14 protein-coding genes are annotated in these 16,973 nt (G+C 44.1%); 9 read left to right on the forward strand and 5 right to left on the reverse strand.

What is annotated here, in order from left to right; genetic code table 11:
* Positions 1-60: 60 nt before the first annotated feature.
* From recA to AB5123_RS01030, 9 genes are all read left to right on the forward strand, one after another.
* Positions 61-1,311: a recombinase RecA gene (recA, locus tag AB5123_RS00990; RefSeq protein ID WP_288162436.1), complete on the forward strand. Its 1,251-nt coding sequence runs from the start codon at positions 61-63 to the stop codon at positions 1,309-1,311.
* 3 nt (positions 1,312-1,314) lie between these two features.
* Positions 1,315-1,935, forward strand: coding sequence for a regulatory protein RecX (locus AB5123_RS00995; protein ID WP_195248893.1), 621 nt, complete (start codon positions 1,315-1,317; stop codon positions 1,933-1,935).
* Positions 1,936-1,946: 11 nt separating this feature from the next.
* A complete protein-coding gene (locus AB5123_RS01000) occupies positions 1,947-2,795 on the forward strand; it encodes a hypothetical protein (RefSeq protein WP_117893255.1) in 849 nt (282 codons plus the stop codon).
* Positions 2,796-3,287: 492 nt separating this feature from the next.
* Positions 3,288-4,616 (forward strand): 30S ribosomal protein S12 methylthiotransferase RimO, encoded by a 1,329-nt coding sequence (gene rimO / locus AB5123_RS01005; protein WP_288162437.1) that lies wholly within the window; start codon positions 3,288-3,290, stop codon positions 4,614-4,616.
* 16 nt (positions 4,617-4,632) lie between these two features.
* The gene (pgsA, locus tag AB5123_RS01010) at positions 4,633-5,211 is read left to right on the forward strand and encodes a CDP-diacylglycerol--glycerol-3-phosphate 3-phosphatidyltransferase (protein WP_117863260.1); all 579 of its coding nucleotides are present in this window, start codon (positions 4,633-4,635) and stop codon (positions 5,209-5,211) included.
* Positions 5,212-5,461: 250 nt separating this feature from the next.
* Positions 5,462-6,178 (forward strand): serine O-acetyltransferase, encoded by a 717-nt coding sequence (cysE, locus tag AB5123_RS01015; RefSeq protein ID WP_325206966.1) that lies wholly within the window; start codon positions 5,462-5,464, stop codon positions 6,176-6,178.
* 25 nt (positions 6,179-6,203) lie between these two features.
* The gene (gene cysS / locus AB5123_RS01020; RefSeq protein WP_337812021.1) at positions 6,204-7,619 is read left to right on the forward strand and encodes a cysteine--tRNA ligase; all 1,416 of its coding nucleotides are present in this window, start codon (positions 6,204-6,206) and stop codon (positions 7,617-7,619) included.
* Positions 7,620-7,630: 11 nt separating this feature from the next.
* Entirely contained in the window at positions 7,631-8,512 is an 882-nt protein-coding gene (locus AB5123_RS01025) for a peptidylprolyl isomerase (protein ID WP_117856529.1), read from the forward strand.
* A gap of 467 nt (positions 8,513-8,979) precedes the next feature.
* Positions 8,980-10,416, forward strand: a complete 1,437-nt coding sequence (locus tag AB5123_RS01030) for a hypothetical protein (RefSeq protein WP_337777524.1) — start codon at positions 8,980-8,982, stop codon at positions 10,414-10,416.
* Positions 10,417-10,571: 155 nt separating this feature from the next.
* Here AB5123_RS01030 and AB5123_RS01035 read toward each other — a convergent pair whose 3' ends face one another.
* The 5 genes from AB5123_RS01035 to AB5123_RS01055 form a co-directional block, all read right to left on the reverse strand.
* A complete protein-coding gene (locus AB5123_RS01035; protein WP_289147992.1) occupies positions 10,572-12,164 on the reverse strand; it encodes an NAD(P)/FAD-dependent oxidoreductase in 1,593 nt (530 codons plus the stop codon).
* Positions 12,165-12,224: 60 nt separating this feature from the next.
* Positions 12,225-13,496, reverse strand: coding sequence for a YbbR-like domain-containing protein (locus AB5123_RS01040; protein ID WP_117893228.1), 1,272 nt, complete (start codon positions 13,494-13,496; stop codon positions 12,225-12,227).
* On the reverse strand, positions 13,484-14,365 hold the full coding sequence (gene cdaA / locus AB5123_RS01045) for a diadenylate cyclase CdaA (RefSeq protein WP_041337229.1): 882 nt from the start codon (positions 14,363-14,365) through the stop codon (positions 13,484-13,486). Before cdaA ends, AB5123_RS01040 begins: the two co-directional genes overlap by 13 nt.
* A 163-nt stretch (positions 14,366-14,528) precedes the next feature.
* The gene (locus AB5123_RS01050) at positions 14,529-15,389 is read right to left on the reverse strand and encodes a YitT family protein (RefSeq protein WP_117863264.1); all 861 of its coding nucleotides are present in this window, start codon (positions 15,387-15,389) and stop codon (positions 14,529-14,531) included.
* A gap of 30 nt (positions 15,390-15,419) precedes the next feature.
* Complete coding sequence (locus AB5123_RS01055) at positions 15,420-16,889, reverse strand: DUF2130 domain-containing protein (protein WP_118123592.1); 1,470 nt, start codon at positions 16,887-16,889, stop codon at positions 15,420-15,422.
* Positions 16,890-16,973 lie beyond the last annotated feature (84 nt).

Raw genomic sequence — 16,973 nt, forward strand, 5'->3', positions numbered from 1 at the left:
GTTAGTATGATATGATATAGATACGGATAAAACACCGATAAGATAGGGAGGTCATATAAAATGGCGATAGACAAGAAGAAAAAAGAAGCCGTTAAGACGGTAGTAAAAATAACAGACGCAGAGGAAAAGAAAAAGGCTCTTGACACAGCGATAGCATATATTGAAAAGCAGTTCGGCAAGGGTGCGATCATGAAGCTTGGCGAGGCTAAGGCTATGGATATTGAGGCTATACCGACAGGCTCAATGACTCTTGATATGGCGCTTGGTATTGGAGGAGTGCCGAGAGGAAGAATTATTGAGATATACGGACCTGAGTCATCAGGTAAGACAACGGTCGCACTTCATGTTATCGCAGAAACACAGAAAATGGGCGGAGAGGTAGCTTTTATCGACGTTGAGCATGCTCTTGACCCTGTTTATGCAGGTCAGCTTGGCGTTGATATCGACAATATGCTTGTTTCTCAGCCTGACAGCGGTGAGCAGGCTTTGGAGATAGCCGAGGCTCTGGCACGTTCCGGTGCTATCGACTGTATCGTTATCGACTCTGTTGCGGCAATGGTAACAAAATCTGAGATAGATGGCGAAATGGGCGACACTCACGTTGGTCAGCTTGCAAGACTTATGTCTCAGGCTATGAGGAAGCTCACATCTGTTATTGCAAAGTCCAATACAACGGCTATATTTATCAATCAGGTCCGTGAGAAGATAGGCGTTATGTATGGAAACCCTGAAACTACTCCAGGCGGACGTGCTTTGAAGTTCTACGCTTCAGTAAGAATAGAGGTCAGACGTGGAGAGCAGATAAAGAACGGCTCTGAGGTCATTGGTAACAGAACAAAGTGCAAGGTGGTAAAGAACAAGGTAGCACCGCCGTTCAAGGAGTGCGAGTTCGATATCATGTACGGCAAGGGTATCTCCCGTGTGGGCGAGGTGCTTGACATGGCGGTCGATCTTGATATCGTTAAGAAGGGCGGAGCTTGGTTCAGCTACAATGATATGAAACTTGGTCAGGGACGTGACAATGCTAAGGAGTTCCTGCTCAACAATCCTGATATCATGAATGAGATAGAAGCCAAGATAAAGGAACATCAGGCGGAGCTTGTGCTTGCGGCGCAGAAAGATAAAAAGGCCAAGAAGCTTGAAGAAAAGGCTAACGCAGGTGCGGCGGCTCAGAGTGCAAATGAGGATATGGCTGCTGACAAGCCTGAGAAGAAGATACGCAAGGCGGCAAGCGACAAGTCTGTTGTGGCAAAGCCTGAGGAGGACTTCGAGGAGTTCGCTCCTGTTGACATAAGCGAGCTTGGTGACTGATAAATGCTTAAAATAACGGGCGTTTCAAAATACAAGGGCAGCACATATATGATAGAGTTTGAGGAGGGCGAAACGGCTTTTCTCAACTACGAGGTAGTGTCTGCCTATGGTCTGAGAGCAGGGCTTGATATGCCTGAGTCTGCTTGGGAGAAGATAGTTTTTGACAACGAGTTCAGAAAGGCTAAGGAAAGAGCTTTGTATCTCCTTGATTACAGGGACTATTCCTATGTGGAGCTTTACAAGAAGCTTGAAAAGAATTACAGCGAGGAGATATGCGACGCTGTAATGGATAAGATGCTGGAGCTTGGGACGGTCAATGACAGGCGGTATGCTCAGGGGCTTGCGAGGACTTATGTGGAAGTGCGCAAATACGGATATTACCGTGCTTATCAGCAGATGAGACAGAAAGGGCTTACGAAGCCTATAATAGAGGAAGCTCTGGAGGAATACAGCGAGGGTACATACGAACGGCTGTATGAGCTTGTGGAGCGAAAGTATCTCAGATATCTTGACGGAGAAAAGGGTGACATAAAGGTGAAAAACGCCCTTGTGCGTTTGGGGTATTCATACGACATAATAAAAGAGGTGCTTGCTGACATAAAACAGGAGTACGGCGACGAATAAAGGAGCAAAGAATGAAAAAGATCATTTTTGCGGCGGCTATACTGAGTGCGGGGATCATGACAGGCTGTTCGCTGAGCTTTGACGGCACAGATAACTCTCAGCCTGCGGAAAATGTTCAGGGCAGTGAGAACGCTGTGACAACGCAGGGAACTGATACGGAAAGCGAAGAAGCCGCTGACCCGCTTGAAGAGGCAAAGGACGTTGCGGCAATGTATCTTAAAGCCGCAAACGCTGAGTTTGACCAATCAATGGTTAAGCTTATGACGGACGATTATGCCGCTGACTATGAATATATGAAAAAGAACATGGGCGGCGACAATGAATACGGTGAGGACGAGCAGATAAGCGGAGTAAGATATAGCTTTGACAAGGATAAGTGCGGCTTTATCGACAAGGTGAACATCTCTGAGGAGTATTCAAAGGCGGCGGAGCTTTATGTGACCATAGCTTATGACAGCTCTGAGGGAGAGGTCACGTCATCACAGTATATTCTTATGGTGCTTGACAAGGACAATGATTGGAAAGTATGCTTTGCAGGCTCAAAGGCGCAGGCATATGCAGACGGAATTATAACTGACGAAAACTCGGAAAAGGCAGAGGCTAACGCTCAGGCGGTATATGAGGCGGCAGAAAAGGCGGTCACGGAGCTTTCAAAAGACAAGAGCTACAAGTTTGAGTACATGAACTACATTTCCACAGAGACGGACAAGTTCATAGAAAAGATAAAGGAACAGCTTCCTGATGAGCTTAAGGATACATATTTCACTGTTTTTATTGATGAAGGAAAGCTTGATTATGTTGTTTGGTCGCAGGAAGCAGGGTCAGAGATAACTGTTACTTACCCTGAGAAGAAAAACTGACGGTGCAAAAGTGCTTGACAAAATAAATTGCGTGGTGTATAATATAAGTAACCACAAAGGATATAATTTTCAGTCGTTTCACGCTGAAAAGCGAAAACCCCGAAAGCTGCAACTTTCGGGGTTTTCTTTTGGGATCATGCCGGACTTACTTTCTGTCGATCCACTTGCTTATGTAGTAACCAACTACGCTTGCCAAGACAGAAAGTACAAAGGATATAATAAAATTCAAGCCGTTTCACCTCCTCCCTAGCGGAAGAAGCCGACATGGCTATATTATACCACACTTTCTGTCTGATTTCAACATATTTTTACTAAAACAGGGCAGGGGAGCTGTTTGAGTCAGCCTTTGTGGAAATTTCATAAATATTTTGATTTTTGTCATACAATAGTGACTAAAAGGGCTTGACAAAACTGTGTAAAAGTGAGATAATAAGATAGATTATTGTGATACTTTATGCCGTCCGTTGGCGGTGTAGGATTGGAGATTTTTTCATGGCAACTAGAGTGGGAATGGTTTCTCTCGGATGTCCTAAAAATCAGGTGGACGCTGAGCATATGCTCTATGATCTGCGCAAAGAGGGTTTTCGGATAGTTTCTGACGCAGCCCTTTCTGATGTGGTCATTATAAATACCTGTGGATTTATCGAGTCGGCTAAACAGGAGGCTATAGACACTATACTTGAGTTCTGTACTCTCAAGCAGGAGGGCAGGATAAAGGCGGTAATAGCTACGGGCTGTCTTGCTGAAAGATACCGTGACGAAATGAAAAAGGAGATCCCTGAGCTTGACGCTGTTGTGGGAATAGGCTCTAACGGAAAAATTTGCGATATTATAAGAGAGATACTGCTGGATAAGCAGGCGGTCTGTTCTTATGGCGCAAAAACTGAACTTTCCATGGAGGGCGGAAGAATTATTTCTACTGAGCCTTTCTATGCGTATATAAAGATAGCCGAGGGTTGCAGCAACAACTGCACTTACTGCGCTATCCCGTCTATAAGAGGAAAATACAGAAGCAGACGCATGGAGGATATCGTCAAGGAAGCCAGATGGCTGGCTGAGAACGGCGTGACGGAGCTTGTAGTTGTGGCCCAGGATACAACACGCTATGGTGAGGATATCTACGGCAAGTCTATGCTCCCTGAATTGCTCACGGCACTTTGTGAGATAGACGGCTTCAAGTGGATAAGAACGCTTTATTGCTATCCTGAGAGGATAACGGACGAATTGCTGGACGTTATCGCTAAAGAGGACAAGCTTGTAAAGTATCTTGATATGCCTATACAGCACTGCAACAAGACCATACTTAAAAGAATGAACCGCCATGGGGACAGAGAGACCCTTACGGCACTTATAAAGAAGATAAGAGAAAAGATACCGAACGTTACGCTGAGGACAACTCTTATCACAGGCTTCCCAGGGGAAACTGAGGAACAGTTCGAGGAGCTTTGTGAGTTTGTAAAGGAAATTCGCTTTGAAAGGCTCGGCTGTTTTGCTTACTCGCCTGAGGAGGGTACGCCTGCGGAGAAGTTTGAAGATCAGGTGCCTTTAAAGGACAGAGAGCGCAGAGCGGAGATAATAATGGAAGAACAGATGATTATTTCCGACAGCCTTAATGAGGCTGCTCTCGACAGCGAAGTCGAGGTGGTTTGCGAGGGCTTTGACAGATATGCCGAGTGTTACTACGGCAGAAGTCAGGCGGACGCACCTGAGATAGACGGAAAGATATTCTTCCTGAGCGAGGATAAAGTTAGAGTCGGCGAGTATGTCAAAGTAAAAATTGACGATACTATGGATTATGACCTTATCGGCTCAAAAATGTAGATGAAAGGAACTTGATATGAACCTGCCAAATAAACTTACAGTGCTTAGAGTAATATTGATACCGTTTTTTCTGCTGTTCGTGCTGCTTTTCAAGATACCGCATCACATGGTGTTTGCACTTATCGTATTCGCAGCTGCGTCTATCACAGACTGGTTTGACGGCAAGATAGCAAGAAAGCACAATCTTGTTACAACATTCGGAAAGTTTCTTGACCCGCTTGCAGACAAGCTTCTTGTTATGACGGCGCTTATCTGCTTCACATTTGAACGTTGGATAGACCCTGTTGCGGTGGTACTGATACTTGCGAGAGAGTTTATGGTAACGGGTCTTAGACTTGTTGTGGCAAGCGAGGGCGTTGTGGTCGCTGCAGGAATATGGGGTAAGCTGAAAACGGCTTTCACTATGGTTGCGCTTATCGCTATAATGGTTTTGCAGATCGTTAATCCTGCGGAAAAAGGCAGCCCTGATTTCACTTGGGGAACACCGATATTCCTTGTAAACGAGATACTCATTTGGATTGCTGTTGTGCTGACAGTCATTTCCGGCGCAGTTTATCTCAAGGGATACTGGAAGTATATAGATTCGGGCAAATAATGTGACTTGCCGACGTGTTGCGGCATATGATAACTTAATATATAAATGCGTATCAGCAAGAGTAGCTGTGAGGTAATTTTCAGAGAGGAGCCGTTTGGTGCAAGGCTTCAAGGACTTTCAGTGAAGTGCGGCTGACAGCAGGGAGCGAACAACGGCAAAAGCTTAGTATTCCTCCACGTAGGGTCTGCGTTAAAGATATTGAGCTGTACAAAATTTTGTACAGGAAATCGGAGTGGGACCGTAGATCATAATCTGCCTCCGGAGTGGTGAAACGCCATTCCGGAGGTTTTTTCTTAGAAAGGGAGAGATAGATATGACGATTTTGGAAAACATAAAGCATGATATTCAGACTATAAAGGACAGAGATCCTGCGGCAACTAGCACGCTGGAGATCCTCACATATTCGGGGCTTCACGCTGTGGCTTTTTACAGGGTGTCGCACTGGTTCTATGTTCACAAGCACAAGGTCATCGCAAGATGTATTTCGCAGTTTGCAAGAATGTTGACAGGTATCGAGATACACCCAGGTGCTAAGATAGGCAAGGGTCTGCTTATCGACCACGGCTCGGGTGTTGTTATAGGTGAGACCGCTGAGATAGGCGATTACTGCCTGCTGTATCAGGGCTGTACCCTTGGAGGAACAGGTAAAGACCACGGTAAAAGACACCCTACTCTTGGTAACAATGTTATGGTAGGGTGCGGTGCAAAGGTGCTTGGACCATTCACTGTGGGGGACAATGCAAAGATAGCCGCAAATGCGGTAGTTCTTGAGCCTGTGCCTGCAAACTCAACGGCTGTGGGCGTGCCTGCAAGGATAGTTAAGCAGAACGGCAAGCGCACCTGCGACCTCGATCAGGTGCATATCCCTGACCCTGTGGCTCAGGAGCTTTGCCAGACAAGAATACAGATAGCTAAGCTGGAAAAGAGAGTGGCTGAGCTTGAAAAGATCGGAAAGAAAGAGCAGTAAAATATAAGGAAAGAGGTAAAGATAAATGAACATTTATAACACGCTTACTCACAAGATCGAAAAATTTGTACCAAACGAGCCGGGCAAGGTGTCAATGTATACCTGCGGTCCTACAGTTTATCACTATGCCCATATCGGCAATCTGAGAAGCTATATAATGGAGGACGTTTTGGAAAAGTATCTCCGCTATGACGGTTATGACGTAAAGAGAGTAATGAACATCACGGACGTTGGTCATCTTACTTCTGACGGCGATACAGGCGATGATAAAATGCTCAAGGGCGCAAAGCGTGAGCATAAGACTGTTATGGAGATCGCAAAATTCTACACTGACGCTTTCTTTGAGGACTGCAAGAAGCTAAATATCAAAAGACCTGACGTTGTTGAGCCTGCAACGGGCTGTATTAGTGATTTTATCAAGGTGATATCTGCTCTTATGGACAAGGGCTATGCTTATGAGGCAGGTGGAAACATCTATTTTGATACTTCAAAGCTGAAGGAGTATTATGTTTTCCACAACTTTAATGAGGAAGATCTTGAGGTCGGCGTTCGTGAGGGCGTTGAGGAGGACACAAACAAGCGCAACAAGGCTGACTTTGTACTGTGGTTCACAAAGTCTAAGTTCGACGATCAGGAGCTTAAGTGGGATTCCCCTTGGGGTGTGGGCTACCCTGGCTGGCATATCGAGTGTTCATGTATCTCCATGAAGCACCTTGGCGAAAGACTTGACATTCACTGCGGCGGTATCGACAACGCTTTCCCACACCACACAAACGAGATAGCACAGTCTGAGGCTTATCTTGGTCATAAGTGGTGCAACTACTGGTTCCATATACTGCACCTTAACACAAACAGCGGAAAGATGTCAAAGTCTAAGGGCGAGTTCCTTACTGTTTCACTGCTGGAGTCAAAGGGCTATGACCCACTGGTATACAGATTTTTCTGCTTGCAGTCACACTACAGAAAGTCACTTGTTTTCACATACGAAAACCTTGACAATGCAAAGACAGCATACAACAAGCTCACTGCAAGGATAGCACAGCTTATGGCTGACAAGAAGCCTGACGAGGTGGTGGAGCTTGTGGATTTTGAGAAGTTCAAGGGTAGCTTCAAGGCGGCACTTGATGACGATATAAACACTTCAAATGCTATCACTGTTCTGTATGACGTTCTTAAAGCTGACACTAACAATGAAACAAAGCTTGCCCTTATCGAGGATTTTGACAAGGTGCTTTCACTTGGTCTGATAGAAGCTGCAAAGAAGCTCAGTGCTGACGGTGAAGAGGATATTCCTGAGGAGGTCAAGGTGCTTGTTGAGGAGCGTAAGGCTGCAAGAAAGGCAAAGGACTTTGCTAAGGCTGACGAGCTGAGAGATAAGATAGGCGAGCTTGGCTATATCGTTGAGGAAACAAGACAGGGCACAAAGATAAAGAAAAAGTAAAGGAGCGTTAAATGAGCAAAAATAAACAGGATCTGGGTCCATACCGCAGAAAACAGTTTCAGACGTATTTTCAGTTTTCACTTATAGCAATTTGCTTTGTTATAATCTTTGTTCTCTTTTACGCCTGTACTGGCAGAAGCAAGAACGATATAGACTATACTGATGCAAAGGTGATACAGATGGACGAACCTGCCGATGACAGCCCTGTGGTGGTTTTTGAAACAAACAAGGGAACTTTCAAGGCTGTGCTTTTCCCTGATGAAGCACCGAACTATTGCAAGTTTTTCACTGGACTTGTGGAAAAGGGCTATTATGACGGCACTTATGTGAGCATGGTGCAGGACGGTGTGTATTTTATAGGTGGAACAAAGCAGGCTGACGGTCAGACAACTTCTGACACTGACACCACCACTATCGAGGCGGAGTATTCAAAAAACCTGTGGCCTTTAAAAGGTGCGCTTTGTGCATACACGCAGGAGCAAGGTCACTTGTTCAGCAAGAAGAAGGTTTCAAACAGCTATCTTCTTTTTGTTGATAACTATGACCTTACCGAGGAGGAGCAGGCGGAGCTTGACAGCAAGCTTGCAGACAGCAACAATATCCCTGAGGATATTACCGATGCTTTTGAGAAATATGGCGGTGTGCTGAATTTCTCTCAGCAGTATACTGTTTTCGGTCAGGTATATGATGGCTTAGATATTTATGACGAGATATGCGGTACTGATGTGGCTGACTCTGAGACGCTCAAGCCTAGGGAGGACATACAATTCACAAAGGTGTATATGTCTACCTACGGAGAGAATAAAAACAGCAATGCTTTTGCAGGCAGTGCGGATAGTTCTGAGGTTTCTGAGAGTGCGGTCGACAGTGCAGACACAAGCTCGGAGATGTAAATTAATCATATCAATTAAAGCGAACGGGTGGATGCCTGTTCGCTTTTTATATTCACTGAAAATTCATTATTTATTTGTTTATTTCACTATAAATTTGTATTAAGCTCTGCTATACTACTCTTTAGAACATAAAGATTTTAACATTGTTTTCGCATGAACCAAGGCTTAAAATCAGAAGATTTTATACTTAATATAAGAATATGAAACACAAATGCTATTATATTAGACATGACGGCTTATATTGTAAATTATATTAATAACGTTAGCCGAGCCACAGTTCTTGACTTTATGAGCTTATTGTGGTAAACTTAAAACCAAGTCCAAGTGTGAAAAAATTCCGGCAGTGCTTAGCTTTTATGTGCGTTGAGCCGAGGGTTGAGCTTGCAAGGGTGTTGGACGATATTAACGAATTTTTTTAGTAACAGAATAGGCAGGAAAGTCCTGTCTTTAAAATAGGAGGAAATTTTATGAGCGAATACAAGATCTACTCATTGCATATGGGTAAGGCAAAATGTGCTGTTGATTTGGGCGATGGCTCTGAGCGTGGAGAGTATGTAAATCAGGATTACATTCTTAACAAAATGGGCAGACCACACAGAAGCATAAGCCTTATGTACTGCTACTATCCGCTGGATAAGGAGTTCCCTGGAAGAATTTCTGAGGTAATGAAAGACGCAGATGTTTCTTTTGCATGGGATTATCCATATGATGATTATTTCACATACAAGGGCGGTCTTGAGGGCAACACAGAGGGCGAGCCTTTTACCTGCATGAGAGATGTAAGACGTCATGGACAGGACGTTACACTCACACTCACAGTTGACCCACACGTTTCAGACGAACAGCTTATCGCTATTGCAAATGACCTTAGACCTTTCGGCAGACTTCTTCTTAGAATAAACCATGAAGCTACAGGCAACTGGTTCTCATTCAACAAGAGATGCACTTATCAGGAAGTTGCTGATTTCTACTGCCGTTTCAATAAGATACTTAAGGAATATGCACCAAACGTTTCTACTATTCTTTGTATCGGTGGCATTGAAGATCTTAACAAGAAAGAGATCGAAAAGGAAGCAGAGTTTTCACAGGCTGTCAAGGAGACAGACATCTGGTCTGTTGACAAGTACATGGCTCTTCACTGGGGTTGGCCTTATGACGTTGCTGAAAGAGGCGGCACAAGCCACAGCAGAAGCAAGGTCAAGGACATATACAATATGACAAAGCGTTCTTTTGAGAGATTCAAGGAGATAAACGGCGGCGTTACAAAGCCAATGGTAATGAGCGAGTTCAACGCTGACGGTGATGTTACAGGTCCATACGATCAGGCAGCAATGGTAAAGGAATTCTGCGATATGCTCAAGGCTGACGGCGAGGACTGGTTCTCAGGCTTTACTTTCTATCAGTTCAGAGACAGAGGACGTCTTGGTCTTGAAATTCAAGACCCTAACTATGCTGACTGCGGTATCGAGCAGCCTGTTATGAAGACATACAAGGAAATTATCCACGATGATTTCTTCAAGCCTGCAATGACAAGAGGCGATGAGGTGACACTGCCATGCACGCTTCGTTGGGGCGGTTCTGAGGACGCTGAGGGTCTTGAGATCCCTCTTCACTTTGAAAAGAATCCACACTTCTGCGAGGTTACATTTGATGATGATTCAAACATCATGATGGAGATAAACGGCAAGTGGTTCTATAAGTCACCTGAGGCAAAGACGATCGACCTTATGGCAGCTTTCTTTGAGAAGCCGCTGGAGGGTGAGGCTGATCTGACTCTCAGACTTTTTGCTCCTCCTGCAAGCGGTGAGAATGACCTGTCTATTGAGGACGGACTTATGAACAGCTACACAGAGATCAAGAAGCTTCCTAATATCCGTATCAGATTCGAGCCAGTTGAGCTTTAATTTCAGACATAATTTAAGGGACGGTTTTGCCGTCCCTTTTTGTGTGATATTTCGGCTTATACAAACGAGTGTAGGTAAACGGGCGAACAGTGTTCGCCCCTACAATAAAAAGCCATTTACTGTACGAGTTTTTGTACAGCAAACGGCTTTTTTTGTTATTTATCACACGGTGCTTGTCTTGCCATTATCTGCATTGCGGCTTTAAGACCGTCAACGGCGGCGGACATTATGCCTCCTGCATAGCCTGCACCCTCGCCGCAGGGATAAAGATTTTCCACTGAGAGAGATACCATATCTGCGTTTCGGGTAATGCGAACAGGGGAGCTTGTACGGGTTTCAGGTGCGGTGAGCATTGCACCTTTATCGCCGAAGCATTTCATTTTTCGTGAGAAATTCTGCAAGCCGCCCTCCAGCATATCAGTTACGAATTTAGGAAATACATCACGAAGCTCTGTCGCCTTACAGCCAAGTGCGTAGGTGGGTGAAACTGTGCCTGCTATTTCAGGCTTGCCATCAAGAAATCCGCCAACTGTCGTGCCTGCGCCTTTATATGAGCCTGTGAGAGTATAAGCTTTTTGCTCTATAGACCGTGCGAAAGTCACTCCGTCAAGCGGGCAGTGACCAAAGTCGTCAGGGGTAACGGCCACGACAACTGCAGCGTTTGCGTTCTCACCGTCACGGGCAAACTCGCTCATGCCATTTGTGACAGTGCCTCCGCTTTCGGAAGCTGACGGCACAACTGTACCGCCTGGACACATACAAAAAGTGTAAACACCTCTGCCGTTTTTATCACGCCATGAAAGCTGATATTCACCTTTTGGAAGCAGTGGATTGCCTGCATGATCACCGTATAAGCTTTCGTCAACAGCCGCCTGCTTATGTTCTATTCTTGCGCCAACAGAGAACGGCTTAGGCTCCAGAAAGATGTTTTTGCACTGCAAAAGCTCAAAAGTATCCCTTGCGGAATGACCAATAGCAAGTATAAGGGCAGACACTTTTTCGTTCTTGTCACCTGCTGATATAGTCTGCACTTTGCCGTTGGCGATAGACAGATCAGTGAGGGCAGTGTCAAATCTTACCTCGCCCCCAAGCTCTATTATCCTTTTTCGGATAGCCGTGACGATATTTCGCAGATTGTCAGTGCCGATATGCGGCTTTGCTTTTGTGAGGATCTCTTTCGGCGCACCGAAATCCACGAAGCGTTCAAGAACATATCTGCAAAGAGGGTCTTTTATTCGTGTGGTGAGCTTGCCATCAGAAAATGTGCCTGCACCACCTTCACCGAATTGCACGTTGCAATTGGTGTTAAGCTCGCCTGTGAGCCAGAATTTCTGTACCGATGCAGTACGTTTTTCCATTGAGCTGCCACGCTCTAAAATAATCGGTCTATATCCCTGCTCGGCAAGGGCAAGCCCTGCGAACATTCCTGCTGGTCCAAAACCTGCAATGACAACTTTGCCCTCTGCTTTTTCTGTGGATATGACAGGCTTGTAAACACTGCGCTCAACATAGGTCAGGGAAGTGTTCTTCTCACAAAGCTTCTTTTCAAGGTCGGCACTGTCAAGTGTCACGAAAACTGAGTGGACAAAGTGAATGTCGTTGCGCTTTCGTGCATCAAGAGAGCTTTTGTGTATCTCGCCGTCTATGGCGTGCTTTGAGGCACTGCCTAGCTTTTTCAGAGCGGTGGAGATAACTTCCTGCTCTGTTGCGTTAAGGGGGAAACTTATTTGATTTACTATTATTGGCATATATCCTCCTGCGTTTTTACCGAAAAATCGGGACGAATAGATCGTCCCGATAAAATTCTATTAGTCTGAAACAACTATCTGTATCTCGTTTTTGCCGAAACCCCAAACGTTGTTATAGGTCGGTGAATAGATTATAGCCTCTCGAGCATAAGAACCAGAGTCAATTATGTCGCTGAGATTGACCTCAGCGTATAAGTCGCTGTCTTTAAGATTGTTTATCACATCTTCAGGACCGTAGACCTTGACGTTTGTGAGCTTTTTTGTTTCTATCTCTGTGGACTTGCCTGACGGCTTGCCCGTTGCGATGATATGGTCTGATGTTATGGTGAACTCCTTCGAGGTGTATCCCTCTGAGTCAAAGGATACACGAACGTTTTCGTCGCCATTCATATTGATCTCACCTGAGTTAAGAGGGATCTTGAAGCTGAACACCTTTGCAAGGTTTATCTCTGAAAGGTTTATGGAGCCTATAGTGAGCGTTTCTGTATCTGAGTCGTCAAGATTTGGCGATACCACAGATATCTCTTCCTCGGAAAGCTTCAGCGGCAGGGAGTTGACATCAAAATTATCCGCACAATTAGAGATATCTACCTTTAGCTTTGCTGTCTTTTTCTTGTAGATAACAAAATTCACATCGACAGACTTCGTATCCTTGACTTCTATTTTAGATGGATCAACAACGTTGTCGTCATCGTCATAGAATACAATATCCTGTGTGTTGATAGTCGTGTCCTCGGATATTTTCTTTGATTTTGAGATCTGTGCCACTGCTTTGCTTATGTTGTCAAGGTCATTTTTCGGACCTTCAACTGTTATCTCGCTTGGCGATGTGGTAGTTTCTTTAAGGATATAGCCCTCCTCAGCGCTTATGAGCGGGGCTTCTGCGGTGAGTGGGATAGTCTTTGTGGTAAGTCTGTCAAACTCCACAGAAACAGTGTCAGGGTTGACAGAAACTACAGTTACCTTGTCGGTGGAATGTGATGACTTGACATCGATGTCAAGGTCGTAGGTACCCTCTTTTGTTACGTCATCAAGATTGACAGTTGCCACAAGATCTGCAGCAGTATAGCTGCCTATCTCATAGTTCATGCCCTTTATCTCAACGTCTACGGAGATATCCTTATAGTTGAGTGCGGAAAGTCCTTTTTCTTTTGCCTGCGTTCCGTCAAGTGAGAACACAACAGGAACGTTTGTTATAGTCTTGTTTATTGTAGGATACTGAGTGATAGAAAGGGCGAACCATATTATTACAGCAATGATTATGGAAAGTATTCTCAGACCAAAGTCTGCACCATGGCGATTTTCTTTTTTAGCCTTTTTTACTTTTTCCATTTTGAAATCACCCTTCCTGCAAAAGAATTTTCTCTAATGGAATTAGCGTCCTTTTCAGGCAAAAGACGATTGTCCAGAAGTCTTTTCAGAGAGTCCTTTGAATATCCTCTGGTAAGCTCTCCGTTTTCGGCAACTGAGATGTTGCCTGTTTCCTCAGATACCACGACGACTATTGCGTCAGAGTTTTCGCTCATTCCGATAGCTGCACGGTGTCTTGAACCGAGTTGTTTGTTTATAAGTTCGTCTTTCTGCGGTCTTGGCAAGAAACAGCCTGCCGCAAGTATTATTCCGTCTCTGATTATTACAGCACCATCATGGAGCGGTGTATTTGGGAAGAATATGTTTCCGAATATCGCTGTTGACGGTATGCAGTTGAGTATCGTTCCTGTAGCTATCTGTTCCCCAAGCTTTGTCTTTCTCTCACAGATTATAAGCGCACCTGTTTTGGTGGAAGAAAGACTTGCGGCAGAATCACATATAGCGTCAATAGCTTTTTTCCAATGTTCGGTGTTGTCGTCAGAGTCACTTGAGCTGAAGAAATTAAAGCCACCCAGACTTGTTCGTCCAACCTTTTCAAGAACACGTCTGAGTTCAGGCTGAAACATTATGATAAGAGCAAGGAAGCCCCACTGGAAGCAGATCCTTAGCAAAAATCTGATAGTTTGCAAATTAAAGAATACTGCAAGCAGGTAGCAACCTATAAGTATAAGGATACCTTTTGTGAGCTGCTGCGCCCTTGTTTCGCGAATAAGCTTTATGCCGTGGAATATCAGAAAGGAGAGGATAGCAATATCGACAATGTCATTAAGACCTATTGATGTAAAAACGCCCCAAATAGCGTTTATAACATAAGCGATACTGTCAAGCATAGTTCACACCCTTTCGATAATTTCTGTAAATGTAATGAAAAAAACAAAACAAATACAGATGATTTTATATATATTAATAGTATATCATATTTTTTCGCAAAGTACAAGGGTTGAACAAGATTTTTTTTAATAAAAAGCGGACCTTTTTCAGTACGCTTCTATATCAGCTCTCTTTTGGAAGATAAAATCTTCCTGAGAGTTTTTGTGTTTTTACTTCGTTTATGAAGGCTTTCGGATCGGCTTCTTTTACAGCGTGTATGACCTTTTTGGTCTGTGCCGCTGATACTACTGAATAGACGATCTGTCTTTCGCAGTGTTCATAAGACCCCTCGCCGTCAAGTATGGTCGCGCCATGCTGGCTCACTGCATAAATAGCGTCTGCTATCTCTTTGGGCTTGTTTGTTACGATAAGCAAGGTGCTTTGCTGGAATTTTTTGTAGAGCATATGCAAAACAGTTGTTGAAGCATATTGAAAGATGATAGAATACAGTGCTTTGTCCCAGCCGAACATAAAGCCTGCAACGCACAATATGACCGCATTGAAGCCAAGTATAACATTGAATGTGTCCATATTGCTTTTCTCTGAAAGATAAATGGATATAAAGTCCGTTCCACCTGATGTTGCACCACGATTAAGGCAGAGGCTAATGGCAACGCCGTTTATCATTCCTCCGAAGATGCTTATGAGAAGCACGTCCTGGGTGATTATGTGATTGGGGATAAGGTCGGTGAAAAAGCTGTTGAGCAGTATCATCACGCAGGAAAAAGCCGTGAACTTTTTGCCGATAAATCTGAAACCGATATACACGGGGATTATGTTCAGAGTTATGTTTATGATGCTGAACGGAAGCATTATGCCTGCAAGCTGTTTCACTGCACGCTGTATGAGTATGGACATTCCTGTCATTCCGCCTGGGTAAAGACCGCCTGTGTTTACAAAGGTCTTTGTGTTTAGCGCCATCAGAAAGGCGGCGACAGTCACGGCGATAATTGTGAAAATGTCTTTTCTGATATCTTTTTTCATGGCTTTGCCACTCCTTTCATATGTCAGCAATTATTCTCCTTTAAGCTCGGCAAATTTTTTCTGCATGGTAGGGTTATTTTTGGTAAGACTCTTGATAGTGAGAGCGTCAGCCTTTTTGTTTGCAAGGCGCAGATTGTTTTCTGATGAAATAAGGTTTTCTTTTATCTTTGTGAGATGTGCTATAGACTTGTCTATTTCTGTGATAGCTTCGCCAAAACGTCTGCTTGCAAGTTCATAGTTTCGGGCAAAGCCCTCCTTGAAAGTGTTGATGTTTTGCTCAAACATTGTGATGTCGATATTCTCGTTGCGCACCTTTTCGAGCTCTTCCTTATAGGAAAGGGTATTCATGGCGGCATTTCTCAGTATGGTGATTATTGGTATAAAACACTGAGGTCTGACTACATACATTTTATCATAAGCATATGAAACATCTGTGATACCTGCGTTATAAAGCTCGCTGTCGCTTTCCAGAAGTGAAACAAGTACAGCGTATTCGCAATTTTTCTGATGTCTGTCCTTGTCCAGCTCCTTGAAGAAATGCTCGTTCTTTTTCTTGGTGGAGGTGGTGTCCTGCTCGTTTTTCATTTCAAACATTATGGATATTATCTCCACACCGTTTTCATCACATTCACGGTAGATAAAGTCACCCTTGCTTCCCGAGCTTGCATCGTTATCCTTGTCAAAATAAGCGTTTCTGAATGCGGTAGCTCTTATCTTGTTGAACTCGTTCATGCAGTGCTGTTCAAGGCTCTCGCCCACCATTTTTGTAGACAGACGGCTTTTTAGGTCTTTGTAGTATGCGATAGCTTCGTCCTTGCTTTTTATCTGTGCATTAAGCTCTGCAATAGTGGAATTTTTCTCACTTTCCACTTTTGAAAGTGCAGTGGTAAGCTCCAAAGCCTTTTCAGTATCCTTATTTTTGATATCTGTTTCAAGACGTGTTATCTCCGCTTTATATTCATTTTCTGACTTTTGCATTTGCAGAGTATGCTCAGAATTGAGTTGCTGTATCTGCATATCACGCTGGGATATTTCCTGCCTGAGCTTATCCTTTTCGCTGTTGAATTGCGATCTTGCTTTCTCCACAGCCATTGATATGGCAAGTTCTTTTTCTGTGGTCATAGATTTGGTCTGAGCGGTAAGCTGTGCAATAAGCTTTTCGTTTTGACTTATCTGCTCTTTTAGCTGCTCAAGCGTTTTTTCATACTCGGCTCTTGTGCTCTCCTGAGCCTTTGTGACTGCAAGTGTCTTTTCACTCTCACCGTTAGCCGCAGCCGCTTTCAGCTTTTGTATCTCCATATCCTTATCATTGACAGCCTTTGTATACTTGCTGTCAAAATCAAGCTTAGCAAGCTTCAAAGCCTTGTCTTTTTCATCAGCCACACGCTTGTCAAGCTCTTTATCAAACTCAGCGGTTTTTACCTGAGCCACGATAGCCGCATAGCCCTGTTCATCAACTTTGAATACCTCTCCGCAGTGGGGACATTTTATTTCAGACATTTTATGTACCTCCGATTTCTTATTTTTTCTTTAATATGATTATACCATATTTTATTCCCTTATACAAGAAATGAAGAAGATTTT

Source organism: Ruminococcus sp. RTP21204st1_B2_RTP21204_210225, assembly GCF_040914135.1.
Classification (GTDB): Bacteria; Bacillota; Clostridia; order Oscillospirales; family Ruminococcaceae; genus Hominimerdicola; species Hominimerdicola aceti.